The organism is Achromobacter pulmonis (assembly GCF_021733725.1).
In the GTDB taxonomy this organism is placed as follows: domain Bacteria; phylum Pseudomonadota; class Gammaproteobacteria; order Burkholderiales; family Burkholderiaceae_B; genus Achromobacter; species Achromobacter pulmonis.
This window is the reverse complement of record NZ_JAIFOT010000001.1, coordinates 1,990,516-2,005,638: the sequence shown is the minus strand read 5'-3', so window position 1 is coordinate 2,005,638 and position 15,123 is coordinate 1,990,516. Positions and strand designations below refer to the sequence as shown.

Below are 15,123 nucleotides of genomic sequence, written 5' to 3'. Positions count from 1 at the left end.
GGGTGGGCGGCGCTAGCGCACGTGCTCGGGCGCCATGCACGAGCGGCTGCGAAAGCGCGGCAGGAATATGCCCAGCACGAACACGCGGAACATGTACGGCGTCAGGCCGCCCTCGTTCAGCGCGGGCATCACGCGGGCCCGGTAGTGGTCGCGGTGCAACCGCGTCAGTTCGGACCAGTGCGCGCGCGGATGCTCGTGGTGCGCGGTATGCAGACCGATATTGAACAGCAACGGGTTGACCAGCCCCTCGAAATTGCGGGCGTAGTTCAGGCCCGCCACGGTGCGCGGCCCGCCATCGGCGTGCGCGTGCTGCAGGTAATTGGTGGCCAGCAGCCAGTGCAGGCCATGCAGTTGCGGAATGATGACGAACACCAGCGCCTTGACCGGATTGACCGCCAGCAGGCCGCCCCACAGCCCCAGCCAGGCACCGTACTGGCACAGGCAATAGCGCCACGCGCCCGGCCAGTGCCGGCGCAATCGTCCGAGCCAGGCGTAGAACAGCGGGTACAGCACCCACACGGCTTGTGCCGGATGAATCAGGTAGCCCCACAGGTGGTTGGTATCGCCCCCGAACCGGTAGGTGCGCGCCACGTCGCGCGCGCCGTGCTTGAAGCGGTGATGGTTGGCCACATGCGCCGGATAGAACACAAAGGTGGGATGCCCCTGCAGCAACGTGATCCAGAAATCGGTGGCGCGATTGCTCCAGCGGCCGTGCCACATGCGGATGTGCGTGTGGTTGTGGTGGATCACGCCGATGCCCAGCGTCAGAAACAGCATCAACGCGTACAGCGGCCACCAGAAGCCATGCCGCCACTGCCATGCCGCCAGCGCGGGCAAGGCGACCAGGTAGGCCAGGCTCTGCCAATCGCGCCGGTTGCGCAGCACGGGCAGCCGGCGCGTCCTGCTAAGCCCGTCCGCCAAGCGATTCTCGCTGCCGGAATGCCTCCAGCTGGGGCGTGGCCGCCTCGGCCTGCAAGCGCGTGCGGAACAGGCGGTCCATGAAGGTGAACTGGAAGCCGAAATTACCGTGGTAACAGGCATGGTGCAGGTGATGCCGGCGGCTGGCGGCGAACCAGTGCGAATAGGACACGTTGGGAAAGAAGTCGTAATTGGCGTGGCCGATGCAGTTGAAGAACAGGCTGAACAGCGGCACCGACGCCAGCGACCAGAAGCTGAAATCATGCAGCACCATCGGCAGCATGATCACGTTGCCCAGCATCAGCGCCTCGATCGGATGGAAGCTATAGGTCGAGAAAGGCGTGGTCACCACCGAGCGGTGGTGCGGCAGGTGGAAGCGGCGCAGCAGCTTGGTGTGCAGCAGCCGGTGGTTGATCCAGAAATGCACGTCGTTCCAGGCCACCAGCGCCAGGATTTCGAGCGTGATCTGCTGCCAGCCGGCGTCCGGGTCCAGATGCGCCCAGCCCAGTTGCAGCAGGCCCCAGGGAAAGATCATGCCGGTGCCGAACAACAGGATCGACAGCCCCGACTGCATGAACTCGCGCCGCAACTGGCCCGGCGCCAGCGGCCGCGGGTCGAGCGGCCGGCCGATGCCCAGCGCCGGCAGGATGCGCTGGGTCAGCAGCCAGGTGGCCGCGCCGAAGAGCAGGTAGATACCGCCGAAGAACAGCAGGCCCGCCAGCATGACCTGCCAGGCGGACAATGCGACAAAAGCTTGGGCCATGAACGTTTTGTTTCACCCCGGAGAATGGCCGCATCATAAGCAATCCGTCAGCTTAGCGGGGAGACATTTATTACCAAATGAATCCGACCGCCACAAAGCGGCGGGCCCCGCGCGCAACTTCCCGCTATTGGCAGGGAAACTGCCGGTTCAGCCCTGCTACCGCCGCATCCATGCGCCGCGCCAGGGCGGCGCTGGCCGCCGGCATGGGCTCGCGCAGCTCATCGCTGAGCAGCCCCTGGCGCCCCAGCTGCGCCTTGACCGGCCCCGGATTGGGTTCGGCAAAGGCCAGTTGAATCACCGGCGCCAGCGCCTGGAACAGCTTGCGCGCCAGATCCAATTGCTGCGCCCGCACCGCCTGGTACATGGCCACGAACAGATCGGGCCGGATGTGCGCGGCCGCCGCGATCAGGCCGCTGCCGCCCAGGCACAGCAGCGACAGCGATTGCAGGTCCTCGCCCGCCAGCACGTCCATGTTGCCGTCGGCGATCAGCGCCAGGGTCTTTTCGAGCGAGCCGCCGCAATCCTTGATGGCCGCGATGTTGGGATGCGCGGCCAGCGATAACAGGGTCGCGGTTTCCAATGTCGTCCCTGTGCGGTACGGAATGTCATACAGCACCAGGGGAAAGCGCGAGGCATCGGCCAGGCTGCGGAAATAGGCGGCGGCGCCGTCCTGGCCGGGGCGCACATAGTACGGCGCGGGCGCCAGAATACCCGCCAGAGGCCGGGTGCCGAACGCGGCCAGGCGCTGCAGCACGTGGCCCTGGTGATTGCCCGCCAGGCCCATCACCACCGGCATCGCGCCGGCCTCGTTCAGCACGGCATCCAGCACCGCCAGTTGCTCGGCGTCATCGAGCGCCGCGGCTTCGCCGGTACTGCCGCAGACGATCAGCCCGTTGACGCCCGCCGCCGCGAAATGGCGCACCAGGCGGCGCAGGGCCCCGCCATCGACGGCGCCGCCGGAAAACGGCGTCACCAGGGGAATCCAGACGCCTTGGAACAGGGATTGTCGAGTTTGCATGAACACTCCTTCGGTGTAAGCGGACCGTGGTTGGACCGTACAGAAGTGCTCGGGATATCAGGGGGTGCGCGCGAGGGCGCCGTGGCGCCGCCGTGAGGCCGCTGTTCCGTCGCCCATCTGACGGAACAGCATGCTCCGGTCAGATGAGCGGCTGTTTTTTGGATTTCAGGCCGGCGCGAACCGTCGCCGCGCCGAGGGCGCGGAACAGGAAAGCGGATTGGATGGCCTGGGAAATCATGAATGGAATAAAGGGTTGAAACCGGCCGCGGACGACCGATGCGCAAATCTACCGGGCCGCCGCCACGCTGTCAACGCAGGCTCGCCAGGAAGACCGCGCACAGCGCTTCCATGCCCTGGCGATCGTCTTCGTCGAACCGGTCCGGCACGGGACTGTCCACGTCCCACACGCCGATCAGCTCGCCCTGGTGCACCAAGGGCACCACGATCTCGGAGCGCGAAGCCGCATCGCAGGCGATGTGGCCGGGAAACGCATGCACATCGGGCACCAACTGCGTCTGGCGCTGGCGGGCGGCCGCGCCGCACACGCCGCGATCGAGCGGAATGCGCACGCAGGCCGGCTTGCCCTGGAACGGCCCCAGCACCAGTTCCGTGCCGTCGAACAGGTAGAAACCCACCCAGTTCAGATCGGGCAGCGCCTGGTAGGCCAGCGCGCTCAGGTTGGCGGCATTGGCGATGCGGTCATGTTCGCCGTCGAGCAGAGCGCGGGCCTGCTTGGCCAGTTCGGCATACAGCGCGGCCTTGGAATGGGCGGCAATCGGGGCGGCTTCAAACATATATCTAAATGTAACTGTACAGGCGATTATCGGCGCAAGTGATTTTAGGGGCAGCCCGCGATAAAGGGGCCGCCTTGCTACGCTGTGGGACAATAGTTTACGCAGTAACGTCTTTACCGCCCCGTTGTCATCCCCCCGTCACCCCTCTTCTTGATTAAGAAGCAAGCCATGGACAAGCCTCTCGAACCGACGTTCGCCTTTTCCGAACGCGCCCAGCAACTCACCAGCTCCGCCATCCGCGAGATCCTCAAGGTCACCGAACGGCCCGAGGTCATTTCGTTCGCAGGCGGCCTGCCGGCGCCCGGCGGCTTTCCGGTGGAAGTGGTTCGTGCGGCATTCGACAAGGTACTGTCCACCAATGGCCGAGCGGCCCTGCAATACGGCCCCACCGAAGGTTACGCGCCGCTGCGCCAGTGGGTCGCTGACGACCTGAACCGCGCCGGCGCCAACATCACCGCCGACCAGACCCTGATCGTGTCGGGCTCGCAGCAGGCCCTGGACCTGCTGGGCAAGGTGCTGATCGACAAGGACAGCAAGGTGCTGGTCGAAGACCCCAGCTACCTCGGCGCGCTGCAATCGTTCAGCCTGTACCAGCCCAAGTTCGTGCCGGTGCCCACCGACGACGGTGGCCTCATCCCCGAAGCCATCACCCCGGAACTGGCCGCCGGCGCCCGCTTCCTGTACGCGCTGCCCAACTTCCAGAACCCCACTGGCCGCACCCTCAGCCTGGAACGCCGCATCGCGCTGGTCAAACGCGCCGCCGAGCTGGGCCTGACCATCATCGAGGACGATCCCTACGGTGAACTGCGCTACGCTGGCGAGCCGCAACCGGGCCTGATCGCACTGGCTGCTGAATACGGCGCCAACGTGGTGCGCCTGGGCACGTTCTCCAAGGTGCTGGCCCCCGGCCTGCGCCTGGGCTACATCGCCGCCGCGCGTCCGCTGATCGACAAGCTGGTACAGGCCAAGCAGGCCACCGACCTGCATACGCCCACGCTGACCCAGATGGCCGTGTACGAAATCGTCAAGGACGGCTTCCTTGAACAACACCTGCCCAACGTGCGCGAGATCTACCGCGCCCAGGGCAGTTGCATGCTGGAAGCCATCGCGCGCGAATTCCCGGCCACCGTCAGCTGGACCAAGCCCGAAGGCGGCATGTTCATCTGGTTGACGCTGCCCGAGCACATCGACAGCACCAAGCTGCTGGAAAAGGCCATCGCCCAGAACGTCGCCTTCGTGCCCGGCGCCCCCTTCTACTGCGGCGCCGGCCGCGCCAACACGCTGCGCCTGAGCTTTGCCACCGTGCCGGAAGACAAGATCCGCACCGGCATCGCCATCCTGGGCAAGCTGCTCAAGGAATACACGGCCTGAAAACCGGGTCCTGACCACCCTTGACGGTTCCACGGCCGGGCGCAGTGCCCGGCCGTTGTTTTATGCTGTCACCTTTCCTTCCATTTCTTTCGCCGTGACAGTGAGCGCTCCGCAATCCTCTCCCGTCGACCTCAGCGACATCGTTTTCACCGATTGGGTCGAACGTTGGCTGCCCAAATCCTGGCGGCCCTATGCCCGGCTGTGCCGGCTCGACCGCCCCATCGGCACGTGGCTGACGCTGCTGCCCTGTATCGCCGCGCTGGTCCAGGCCGCCGGCGGCCTGCCCGACCTGCAACGCCTGGTGGTGTTCTCGCTGGGCGCGCTGCTGATGCGCGGCATCGGCTGTACCGTCAACGACATGTGCGATCGCAACTTCGACAAGCATGTCGAACGCACCCGCTTCCGTCCGCTGACCAGCGGCCAGCTCAGCATGCGTAATGCAGTCTGGTTTTTGATCGGCCAATTATTGGTCTGCGGCTCGCTTTTGTTCTTCCTGAATGGCATGAGCCGCTGGCTCGCCGTGGCGGTTCTGCCATTCGTTTTCATCTATCCGCTGTGCAAGCGTGTCACCTACTGGCCGCAGGTCGTGCTGGGCATCTGCTTCAACTGGGGCATGCTGATGGCGTGGTCGGATACGCAGAATCATGTGCCCCTTGCCGCCATCGCGATGTGGTTCGGCGCGGTGCTCTGGCAGGTGGGTTACGACAGCATCTATGCCTACGTCGATGTGCGCGATGACCGCAGTCTGGGCCTGCATTCCACGGCTATGCGCTTCGGCGACCAGGGCAAGCTGTGGATCGGCGGCTTCTATCTGGCCACGGTGATCCTGTGGTCCTGGGGCGGCCATGCGATCGGCCTGTCGTGGGCTTATCAGGTCGGCATGGCGGCGGTCGCGGTACACCTGGCTTGGCAATTGAAAGTCTTCGACATTCAGCGTCCGGACCGCAACTTCATGCTGTTCCGCGCCAACCTATGGCTGGGCGCAATCCTGGTCGCGGCGGCGCTTGCGGGCACGCTGATCGGCTGATCCGGTGCATTGCGGGCATCTCACGCTTGGGAGATGATGGCCGCTCCGAGACGTGTTTTACGGAGACCCGCATGTCCGCTTTGACCAAAACCCTGCTGGCCGCCACCGTGGCCAGCGCACTGTCCGGCATCCTGCCGGCTCACGCCCAGACTGCCGCCGACTGCTCCGCGCAACGTGGTTGCGCCGCAAAGATCTGCCACCTCGAACGCGAGCTCACCTACGCTCGCGCCCACGGCAACTCGCATCGCGTGGCGGGTCTGCAAAGAGCGCTGGCCGAGACCCGGGCCCATTGCACCGACGGCCGCCTGGAAGCCGAACGCGAGGCCCGTGTGCGCGACAAGCAGAACAAAGTGGCCGAACGCGAAGATGAACTCAAGGCCGCTCGGGCCAAGGGCAGGCAGGACAAGATCGACAAGGCCCGGCGCAAGCTGGACGAAGCCCGCGCCGAATACGACGCCGCACTGGCCGACCTGAATCGCTGACCTTCCCGCCGTTCCCGCTCCAGGCCCGGACCTGGGGCGGCGCTTCCCGCCTGGCCCCTTCTTGCGGGCGCCTCCGCCCATTGCCCCCTTGCTGCACCGCCGCTCCCTGATCATCGGGCGGGCCGCGCTGCGCCCGCCGACCCCCAGCTATTGCGTCATCAAATGGAAATATCGCCATCTATGGTGCCATTTGGTAAAGATTTAGGTGATTAGTGGTTATTTTGGAAAGATGTTTTCAGGGAATAAGGGTTTATCCCAGGGTAATTTGCGCCCAGAATGCAACGCATCGGGACACAGCAAGCGACCCCCCGGCAATCAGGCCAGAGGTTCGGATCCCAAGCTCAAGACAAATGGAGGTCTGCTATGAAAACCCTTGCTACCGCTTTGATGCTGTCCATGTCCGTTTTCGCCGCCGCCGGCGCCCAAGCCGCTGAAGCCAACCAAGGCCCCACGCGTGCCCAGGTCCAGGCCGAACTGCAACAAGCCAAGATTTCCGGCCAATACACCTTCGGCGAAGAAGGCTACCCCGCGGCGATCGCCTCGAAGTCGAGCCTGACTTCGCAACAAGTGCAGGAACAACTGGCCCAAGCCAAGAACGCCGGCGAAGTCACCTTCGGCAATCTGGACTACCCGCCCGTTGCCCGCGCCGCCGACGCCACGTCGCTGAGCCGCAGCGAGGTCAAGGCCGAACTGGCCCAGGCCAAGGCGGATGGCCTGGTCACCTTCGGCAACATGGACTACCCCCCCATGGGCAGCTGATTGCCTGGCCTGGCAGCAGGCCCTGGCATTCGCCCCGCAAAGCCCTCCGGTTCATCCGGAGGGCTTTTGTTTTGACGTTTCGACACTTAATTAAGTCATATCGACGTTAGATATAACCGTTACGACGGTTTGCTATCTACAAATCGACAGTGCTCACGCATAGGATGAGGCCAACCCATCCCCCTCTATGCAGGAGCCGCAACATGTCCACCTCCACCAAGCCCGTCCTTCTCCTGGGTGCCGGAAAAATCGGTTTCGCCATCGCCCTGATGCTGGAACGCAGTGGCGACTATTCGGTCCTGGTTGCCGACCAGGATGCCGAGCGGCTGCGCGCCGTCGCCGAATTGGGTTGCGACACCCGTCAGGTCGCCGATGACGCGGCGTTGACGCGCTGCATCGAGGGCCGCTATGCGGTCGTCAACGCCCTGCCGTTCCATCGCGCCATCGCGGTCGCACAAGCGTGCGCCCGCGCCGGAGTGCACTATTTCGACCTGACCGAAGACGTCGCCAGCACGCATGCGATCCAGGCGCTGGCCGACGATGCGCGCACCGTGCTGATGCCGCAATGCGGCCTGGCGCCGGGCTTCATCGGCATCGTCGGCAATGCGCTGGCGCGGCGTTTCGATACGCTGCTGGACCTGCGCATGCGCGTGGGCGCGCTGCCGCGCTATCCGTCCAACAGCCTGCGCTACAACCTGACCTGGAGCACGGAGGGGTTGATCAACGAATACTGCAATCCGTGCGAGGCGATCGTCGACGGACAACTGACCAGCGTGCCCGCGCTCGAGGGCTACGAGACCTTCACGCTGGACGGCGTCGAGTACGAAGCCTTCAACACCTCGGGCGGCCTGGGTACGTTGCCCGCCACGCTGCTGGGCCGCGCGCGCAACGTCGACTACAAGTCGGTGCGCTATCCTGGCCACTGCAACCTGATGAAGCTGCTGCTCAACGATCTGCGCCTGCGCGATCGCCGCGACCTGCTCAAGGACATTTTCGAGACCGCCATCCCCACTACCGAACAGGACGTGATCGTCATCCAGGCGCAGGCCTCGGGCCACCGCCATGGCCGCCTGGAAGAAGAGTCATATCCTGTCCGCGTGTTCGGCGCGGATGTCGACGGCCACCGGCTCAGCGCCATCCAACTGTCGACCGCCGCCGGCATCTGCGCGGCGCTGGATCTGGTCGCGCAAGGGGTGCTGCCGCAACGGGGTTTCCTCGGCCAGGAACAAATCACGCTGGAGGCCCTGCTGAGCAACCGCTACGGGCGGGTCTATGCGGGCAAGCCGCTGGCCCTGGCCGGCGCGGTGACGGCGGATCGCTGAACCCCGCGAGCGCGTGACGCGTTAGGTCCAGCCCTCCAGCCGCAATGTCGCCCGCACCAGGCGCTGCTCTTCCTGCTCGATTTCGGCCAGGTTCTGCCGCACGCTGTCGACATGGTCGGCCGCCGCGCGGCGCGCCTGCTCCGGCTGGCGGCCGATCACGGCATTGAACAGCCGCGCGTGCTGCTTGTCGATCTGGCGCTTCTCGGGCGCGCGGTGGTACAGGTTGTTGACACAGGCGAACACCGACCCGAGCATCAGGTCGTTGAGCGACTGCAATGTGTGCACCAACACCGGGTTGTGCGAGGCCTCGCAGATGGCCAGGTGGAAGGCATGGTCCAGGTGCGCGTGCGTGGCGGTGTCGGCGGCCTGCGCATTCACCATGTCGTCGTAGCGGCGGCGGATCATGATGAAATCGGCCTCGGTGCCGCGCAGGGCCGCCAGCCGCGCCGAGTCCGCTTCCAGCAGCGACCGCACTTCCAGCAGGTCATACAGCGTGCGTGGCTGCGAATTGAACAGGTGCATCAGCGGCCCGGCGTCCACCTGCGAGATGCGCGCCACGAACGAGCCCTTGCCCTGCGCGGTGTGGATGATTTCGCGCGCCCGCAGCAGTTTCAGGCCCTCGCGCAGCGCGGTGCGCGACACACCCAGCTTTTCGGTCAAGCGCCGTTCGGATGGCAACGCCTGACCGGCCTTCAGGACGCCGTCCAGGATCAGGCGCTCGATACGCTCTGCCACCTCGTCCGCCACCTGGCGGGGTTTCGCTTCAGTTTCCGCGTGCATGCATTCTCCGGACCAGTGGTATGACCAAGCGTGCGCCATATGCCCACCGCCGCGGACCACTCTCTTAAGTTGCTGATATAAAACCATAAAAAAGCCTCTCCTGCTGGCCCAGGCGCAAACAAACTGGTATGACCAGCAAGTTTTGATATGGACTTTGCGGCATACGCGAACGATGATGTGGGCATCGCTTCGACCGGCGTACGTGCCGCCCAGATCTACTACCGTCAGAGACCCGCATGACTCAACGCATCCAGCACCACGGCCTGCAAGTGGCGGCCAATCTCAGCCAGTTCATCGAACAAGAGGCGCTGCCCGGCTCCGGGCTGGCCGCCGACGCGTTCTGGAAAGGGTTCGCGGCCCTGGTACATGACCTGGCGCCCAAGAACCGTGCGCTGCTCGCCGAGCGCGATCGCCTGCAGGCTGAACTCGACGCCTGGCACCGCGCCCATCCCGGCCCCATCGCCGATCCCGCCGCCTACCGCCAGTTCCTGGAAGGCATCGGCTACCTGCTGCCCCAGCCGGCCAGCGTGCGCGCCACCACCGACAACGTCGACACCGAAATTTCGCAACAGGCCGGCCCGCAGTTGGTGGTGCCGGTGTCGAACTCCCGCTATGCCCTGAACGCCGCCAACGCGCGCTGGGGCAGCCTGTACGACGCGCTCTATGGCACCGACGCGATTCCCGCCACGCCTGGCGACAGCGGCAGCGGCTACAACCCCGAGCGCGGCCGCGCCGTCATCGCCCGTGCCCGCGCCTTCCTGGACGGCGCCGCGCCGCTGGCCCAGGGCTCGCACGCCGACGCCCGCGCTTACTCGGTCGAAGACGGCCAGCTCAAGGTGGCGCTGGCCGACGGCAGCACCACGCTCAAGACGCCGGCCCAGTTCATGGGCTACCAGGGCGATGCCGGAGCGCCCAGCGCCATCCTGCTCAAGAACAACGGCTTGCATTTCGAGATCCAGATCGACCGCGCCCACACCATCGGCGCCACCGACGCCGCCGGCGTCAAGGACGTGCTGGTCGAGGCCGCGCTGACCACCATCATGGATTGCGAGGACTCGGTCGCCGCGGTCGACGCCGAGGACAAGGTCCATATCTACCGCAATTGGCTCGGCCTGATGAAGGGCGATCTCACCGAAGCGGTCACCAAGGGTGGCAAGACCTTCACCCGCAAGCTCAATCCCGACCGCCAGTACACCCGTCCCGACGGCTCGGCGCTGACCCTGCACGGCCGTTCGCTGATGTTCGTGCGCAATGTCGGCCACCTCATGACCAATCCGGCCGTGCTCGATCGCGACGGCCAGGAGATCCCCGAAGGCATTCTCGATGCCGTGGTCACCAGCCTGGCCGCGCTGCAGGACCGCGAACGCAAGCTCAACTCGCGCACCGGCTCGGTCTATATCGTCAAGCCCAAGATGCACGGCCCCGTCGAAGCCGCGTTCGCCAGCGAGCTGTTCGATCGCGTCGAAGACCTGCTGGGCCTGCCGCGCAACACCCTGAAAATGGGCATCATGGACGAAGAGCGCCGCACCAGCATCAACCTCAAGGCCTGCATCGCGGCCGCGGCGGCGCGCGTGGCGTTCATCAATACGGGCTTTCTCGACCGCACGGGCGACGAGATGCACTCCAGCATGGAGGCCGGCCCCATGCTGCGCAAGGGTGACATGAAGTCCACCGCCTGGATCACCGCCTACGAACGCAACAACGTGCTGGTCGGCCTGGACGCCGGGCTGCGCGGCCGCGCCCAGATCGGCAAGGGTATGTGGGCCATGCCCGACCTGATGGCCGCCATGCTGGAACAGAAAATCGCGCACCCCAAGGCCGGCGCCAATACCGCCTGGGTGCCGTCGCCCACCGCCGCCACTCTGCATGCGCTGCACTACCATCAGGTGGATGTGCAGGCAGTCCAGCAGGAACTCGAACGCACCCAACTCGACAGCGTGCGCGACGAGCTGCTGGCCGGCCTGCTGACGGTGCCGGTGGGTGATCGCTCGAAGTGGTCCGCCGCCGACATCCAGCAGGAGCTGGACAACAACGTGCAGGGTATCCTGGGCTACGTGGTGCGCTGGATCGACCAGGGCGTAGGCTGCTCCAAGGTGCCGGACATCCATAACGTCGGCCTCATGGAAGACCGTGCCACGCTGCGTATCTCCAGCCAGCACATCGCCAACTGGCTGCGGCATGGCGTCACCAACCGCGAGCAGGTCATGGAGACTTTCCAGCGCATGGCCAAGGTGGTCGACGGCCAGAATGCCGGCGATCCCCACTACCTGCCGATGGCCGGCAACTTCGACCATTCTCTGGCGTTCAAGGCCGCTTGCGCGCTGGTATTCGAAGGGCTGACCCAGCCCAACGGCTACACCGAACCCCTGCTGCACAAGTTCCGCCTGGAATTCAAGGCCGCGCACGCCTGATTCCGCGGTGATAGCAGCCGGCGCGCAACGCCGCTGACCGGGCAGCCCCAGGCTGCCCGGTTTTCTTTTGGCGGCACGGCCACCGCGCGATGCCGCCAATGCGCGCATACCGAGCCGACCAGGCAGCCATTTTTTCGCACGATCGTGCTAAATTGCTCGCATGACTGCCAAGACCGAAAAAAGCGAACTGACTTTCGCGGCCATCGTGGATGCGGCCCTGGACATGGCCGCCGCCCAGGGGCTCGAAAGCCTGTCGCTCGGCCAGGTGGCCAAACGCCTGGACATCAGCAAAAGCGGGGTGTTCTCGCGAGTGGGATCGCGTGAAGCCTTGCAACAGGCGGTGCTAGACGAGTACGAACGCCGCTTCGTCGCCGCGATTTTCACGCCCGCCATGGCGCAGCCCCGCGGCCTGCCGCGGCTGAACGCCCTGGTGAGCCTCTGGATCGAGCGCGCCTGCAACGTCGAACGGCTGACCGGCTGCATCTACATCGCCGGCGCCTTCGAATTCGACGATGTCGAGTCCCCCTTGCGTGAAGTCCTGGAGAACAATCTGCGGCGCTGGCGCGGCGTCATGGTGCGCACGGTGCGGCAAGCGCTGGAAGAAGGCCATCTGCGCCCGGACACCGACCCCGAACAACTGGTGTTCGAGATATACAGCCTCATGATCGGGCTGATGCACGATGCCCGCTTCCTACGCGATCCCAACGCCCACGAACGGGTGCGTGCCGCGTATGAGCGGTTGATTTCCACGTATCGCAGTTTCAAGTACATCGAGTAATCACCCCGCCGGCGCGAGCCGGTATTGTTTTCGCTTAATTTCGCACGGTCGTGCGAATTTTGAATCCGGAGTGGATCATGGCTTTCTACTATGTCGGCGCAGCAGTCATCGTGGCGGGATTGGCCCGCATCTGGTTCCTATGGCGCACCCTGCTGCGCCAACTACCCAACCTGTCCCGGCATCTGGTGCTGTTCTGAGCCATGCCGCCAGCCGGGCGGCAACCTGCACCGGATCCGGCCATGACCCTCGCGCGCGGCGTCTGTCCCGGTCTATATTCCGTATTCACTCCCCGCCTGTGCCGCCATGTCGCGTTCCGTTCATCTCCTGATCATCGATCCGCAGAATGATTTCTGCGACCTTCCCGCCAGCCATCTGCCTGTCGATCCCTTGACTGGCCAGGCGGTCGCGCCCGCGCTGCCGGTGCCTGGCGCGCACGCCGACATGCAGCGACTGGCGCGTTTCATCGACGCCACCGCGCCCGCGCTGTCTGCCATCACGGTCACACTGGACTCGCATCACCGGCTGGACATTGCCCATCCCACCTTCTGGCGCACCGGGGACGGCCGGGCGGTCGCGCCCTTCACGCCCATCACCGCCAGCCAGGTGCGTTCGGGCGCTTTCCTGCCGCGCCATGCCGACGACCTGCCGCGCACACTGACCTACCTGGACGAACTGGAAGCCCGCGGCCGCTACACGCTGATGGTGTGGCCGGTGCATTGCGAGATCGGCACCTGGGGCCACAACGTGCACGCCGACGTGCGCGCGGCCTATGCGCGGTGGGAAGACGAACACCAGTTCATCGTGCGCAAGGTGCCCAAGGGCGCCAACCCCTGGACCGAACACTACAGCGCGCTCATGGCCGAAGTGCCCGATGCCGACGATCCGCGCAGCCAGCTCAATCGCAGACTGCTCGAATCGCTGGATCGCGCCGATCTCATCGTCGTGGCGGGCGAAGCCGGCAGCCATTGCATCAAGGCGACGGTCGAGCACATCGCCGAATACCTGCCCGGCGGCAATCTGTCGCGCGTCGTGCTGTTGAACGATTGCATCAGTCCGGTCACGGGGTTCGCGGACGCGCAGGCCGCCTTCGTGCAACGCATGCGCGATCTGGGCGTACAGGCGCGCGACAGTGCCGACATGGCACGCGCGCTGACGGCATGATCCGCGGTACGCGGGTCATGTCCGCCGTGGTCCGGCGTCACCAGCGCAAGCAGCCGCAAGCTTGCGCGTTGCGGCCGCGACGATAGACGGAAAATACGGCGTCAGGCGGCGGGCTGATCCCGGCACTCGACATACAGGGCGCTGATCGCTTCGCACAGGGCGGGCGGCGCCTGGAACAGCCGTGACACCAACAGGCACCCCTGCACCGTGGCGAAAACCGCTCGCCCCGCCGCTTCGGCGCTGCCCGAGAATTTCAAGGTGCCCTCCTGGACGCCCTGCGCCAGTACGCGGGCCAGCCAAGCCTCGTGCGCCCGGAAGAATCCCTGCAATGCGCCGCGGACGCGATCCGGCAGGCTCATCATTTCGGCGGCCAGCATTCCACCCAGACACAGTTCGCCGTCGCCGCAGGCTTTCGACTCCATCATCGAAAGATAGGCATCAAGCTGGGCATGGGCCGGCTGCGCAGTGTCGATGGCACGCACGGACGCCAGCGCGCGAGCGCTGTACGCTTCGACGGCCTCGTACAGGAGGTCGTCTTTGCAGGGAAAGTAATAGTGGATGCTGGACGTCTTCACGCCCACATGCTCGGCCAGGTCCCGATAGCTGAAACCGTTGCAGCCGCGCGTGCGGATCAGTTTCTCGGCATGGGCCAGCAACTGGTCGCGGGTGGAGTTGGGGGTCGGAGTGTCCATGGGTGCATATTACCTACTAATAGATCGGTACGTCATCGGCGGAAATCCCTAGACGCCCGTCGCGGCGCTCCGATGCAACCGCGCGAACCCCGGCCGGGAAAGATCCCGCCCCCAGGGTTCGCCGTGGCCGACATCAGACTCAGCCTTGCACGGGCGGATAGTCCAGTTCGCCGCTTTCGGTCAGGCCCTGGGCGCGGGCAGCGGCCAGCTCCTGCTTCACTTGCGCGCGGCTCTTGTCACCGGCGCTGGCGAAGGCGGTCGCGGCATAGCCTTCCTCATCGCTGACCAATTCACCATTGGCGCGGGCGGCGGCCAGCTCTTGTTGCACCTGGGCGCGGGTCACCGTGCTGTGCGTGTCGAGCGCGGGCGGGTAATCCAGTTCGCCGGCATGGGCGGCGCCGAGGAACGAGGCGGTCAGGATCAAGGCGGATACGAGGGTCTTCATGAGGCTTCTCCAGTATGGATCGGTAGGGTGCAGTGAAATTGAGCTATCTATTTGTAGATAGATTCAGACTGAAAAATTCAGCCTGCAGTGGGCGGGTATTCCAGTTCGCCGCTTTCGGTCAGGCCCTGGGCGCGCGCGGCGGCCAGCTCCTGCTTCACTTGCGCGCGGCTCTTGTCACCGGCGCTGACGAAGGACACGGCGGCATAACCTTCTTCGGTGCTGACCAGTTCGCCATTGGCGCGGGCGGCGGCCAGTTCTTGCTGCACCTGGGCGCGGGTCACCGTGCTGTGCGTGTCGAGCGCGGGCGGGTAATCCAGCTCGCCGGCTTGGGCGACGCCAATGACGGAAGCGGACAGGATCAGAGCGGATACGAGGGTCTTCATGGTTGATCTCCGGATAAAA

16 protein-coding genes are annotated in these 15,123 nt (G+C 65.3%); 8 read left to right on the top strand and 8 right to left on the bottom strand.

Translation table 11 applies throughout. The features are described 5' to 3' along the window. Positions 1-12: 12 nt before the first annotated feature. From K2W61_RS09245 to K2W61_RS09230, 4 genes are all read right to left on the bottom strand, one after another. Positions 13-921 (bottom strand): fatty acid desaturase, encoded by a 909-nt coding sequence (locus tag K2W61_RS09245; protein WP_175133167.1) that lies wholly within the window; start codon positions 919-921, stop codon positions 13-15. Further along, positions 905-1,681 (bottom strand): sterol desaturase family protein, encoded by a 777-nt coding sequence (locus K2W61_RS09240; protein WP_236755468.1) that lies wholly within the window; start codon positions 1,679-1,681, stop codon positions 905-907. The genes K2W61_RS09245 and K2W61_RS09240 overlap by 17 nt, the downstream gene beginning before the upstream one ends. Positions 1,682-1,805: 124 nt before the next feature. Continuing rightward, positions 1,806-2,699, bottom strand: a complete 894-nt coding sequence (gene dapA / locus K2W61_RS09235; RefSeq protein WP_236755467.1) for a 4-hydroxy-tetrahydrodipicolinate synthase — start codon at positions 2,697-2,699, stop codon at positions 1,806-1,808. 308 nt (positions 2,700-3,007) lie between these two features. Beyond that, positions 3,008-3,493 (bottom strand): GAF domain-containing protein, encoded by a 486-nt coding sequence (locus K2W61_RS09230; RefSeq protein WP_175133170.1) that lies wholly within the window; start codon positions 3,491-3,493, stop codon positions 3,008-3,010. Positions 3,494-3,661: 168 nt separating this feature from the next. On the opposite strand from K2W61_RS09230, the gene K2W61_RS09225 reads away from it, so the two are divergent. From K2W61_RS09225 to K2W61_RS09205, 5 genes are all read left to right on the top strand, one after another. After that, positions 3,662-4,864, top strand: coding sequence for an aminotransferase-like domain-containing protein (locus tag K2W61_RS09225; RefSeq protein ID WP_175133171.1), 1,203 nt, complete (start codon positions 3,662-3,664; stop codon positions 4,862-4,864). Positions 4,865-4,964: 100 nt separating this feature from the next. Continuing rightward, the gene (gene ubiA, locus K2W61_RS09220) at positions 4,965-5,891 is read left to right on the top strand and encodes a 4-hydroxybenzoate octaprenyltransferase (RefSeq protein WP_175133172.1); all 927 of its coding nucleotides are present in this window, start codon (positions 4,965-4,967) and stop codon (positions 5,889-5,891) included. A gap of 71 nt (positions 5,892-5,962) precedes the next feature. Next, positions 5,963-6,373 (top strand): DUF1090 domain-containing protein, encoded by a 411-nt coding sequence (locus K2W61_RS09215; RefSeq protein ID WP_175141042.1) that lies wholly within the window; start codon positions 5,963-5,965, stop codon positions 6,371-6,373. 363 nt (positions 6,374-6,736) lie between these two features. Next, entirely contained in the window at positions 6,737-7,132 is a 396-nt protein-coding gene (locus K2W61_RS09210) for a DUF4148 domain-containing protein (RefSeq protein WP_175133174.1), read from the top strand. A gap of 203 nt (positions 7,133-7,335) precedes the next feature. Further along, positions 7,336-8,454 carry a saccharopine dehydrogenase family protein gene (locus K2W61_RS09205; RefSeq protein WP_175133175.1) on the top strand — a complete coding sequence of 373 codons (1,119 nt, stop codon included), beginning with the start codon at positions 7,336-7,338 and terminating at the stop codon, positions 8,452-8,454. A 21-nt stretch (positions 8,455-8,475) separates the two neighbouring features. On the opposite strand, the gene glcC is transcribed toward K2W61_RS09205, so the two are convergent. Beyond that, positions 8,476-9,234, bottom strand: a complete 759-nt coding sequence (glcC, locus tag K2W61_RS09200) for a transcriptional regulator GlcC (protein ID WP_175133176.1) — start codon at positions 9,232-9,234, stop codon at positions 8,476-8,478. Positions 9,235-9,470: 236 nt separating this feature from the next. Here glcC and K2W61_RS09195 point away from each other — a divergent pair, with 236 nt between their 5' ends. The 3 genes from K2W61_RS09195 to K2W61_RS09185 all read left to right on the top strand — a co-directional run bounded on the left by K2W61_RS09195 (position 9,471) and on the right by K2W61_RS09185 (position 13,584). Beyond that, the gene (locus K2W61_RS09195; protein ID WP_236755466.1) at positions 9,471-11,645 is read left to right on the top strand and encodes a malate synthase G; all 2,175 of its coding nucleotides are present in this window, start codon (positions 9,471-9,473) and stop codon (positions 11,643-11,645) included. Between the two features lie 160 nt (positions 11,646-11,805). Then, complete coding sequence (locus K2W61_RS09190; protein WP_175133178.1) at positions 11,806-12,423, top strand: TetR/AcrR family transcriptional regulator; 618 nt, start codon at positions 11,806-11,808, stop codon at positions 12,421-12,423. Between the two features lie 303 nt (positions 12,424-12,726). Continuing rightward, complete coding sequence (locus K2W61_RS09185; RefSeq protein ID WP_175133179.1) at positions 12,727-13,584, top strand: cysteine hydrolase family protein; 858 nt, start codon at positions 12,727-12,729, stop codon at positions 13,582-13,584. A 101-nt stretch (positions 13,585-13,685) separates the two neighbouring features. Here K2W61_RS09185 and K2W61_RS09180 read toward each other — a convergent pair whose 3' ends face one another. From K2W61_RS09180 to K2W61_RS09170, 3 genes are all read right to left on the bottom strand, one after another. Further along, positions 13,686-14,276, bottom strand: a complete 591-nt coding sequence (locus K2W61_RS09180; RefSeq protein ID WP_175133180.1) for a TetR/AcrR family transcriptional regulator — start codon at positions 14,274-14,276, stop codon at positions 13,686-13,688. Between the two features lie 139 nt (positions 14,277-14,415). Beyond that, positions 14,416-14,721: a DUF4148 domain-containing protein gene (locus K2W61_RS09175; RefSeq protein WP_175133181.1), complete on the bottom strand. Its 306-nt coding sequence runs from the start codon at positions 14,719-14,721 to the stop codon at positions 14,416-14,418. 77 nt (positions 14,722-14,798) lie between these two features. After that, complete coding sequence (locus K2W61_RS09170) at positions 14,799-15,104, bottom strand: DUF4148 domain-containing protein (protein WP_236755465.1); 306 nt, start codon at positions 15,102-15,104, stop codon at positions 14,799-14,801. Positions 15,105-15,123: the final 19 nt, after the last annotated feature.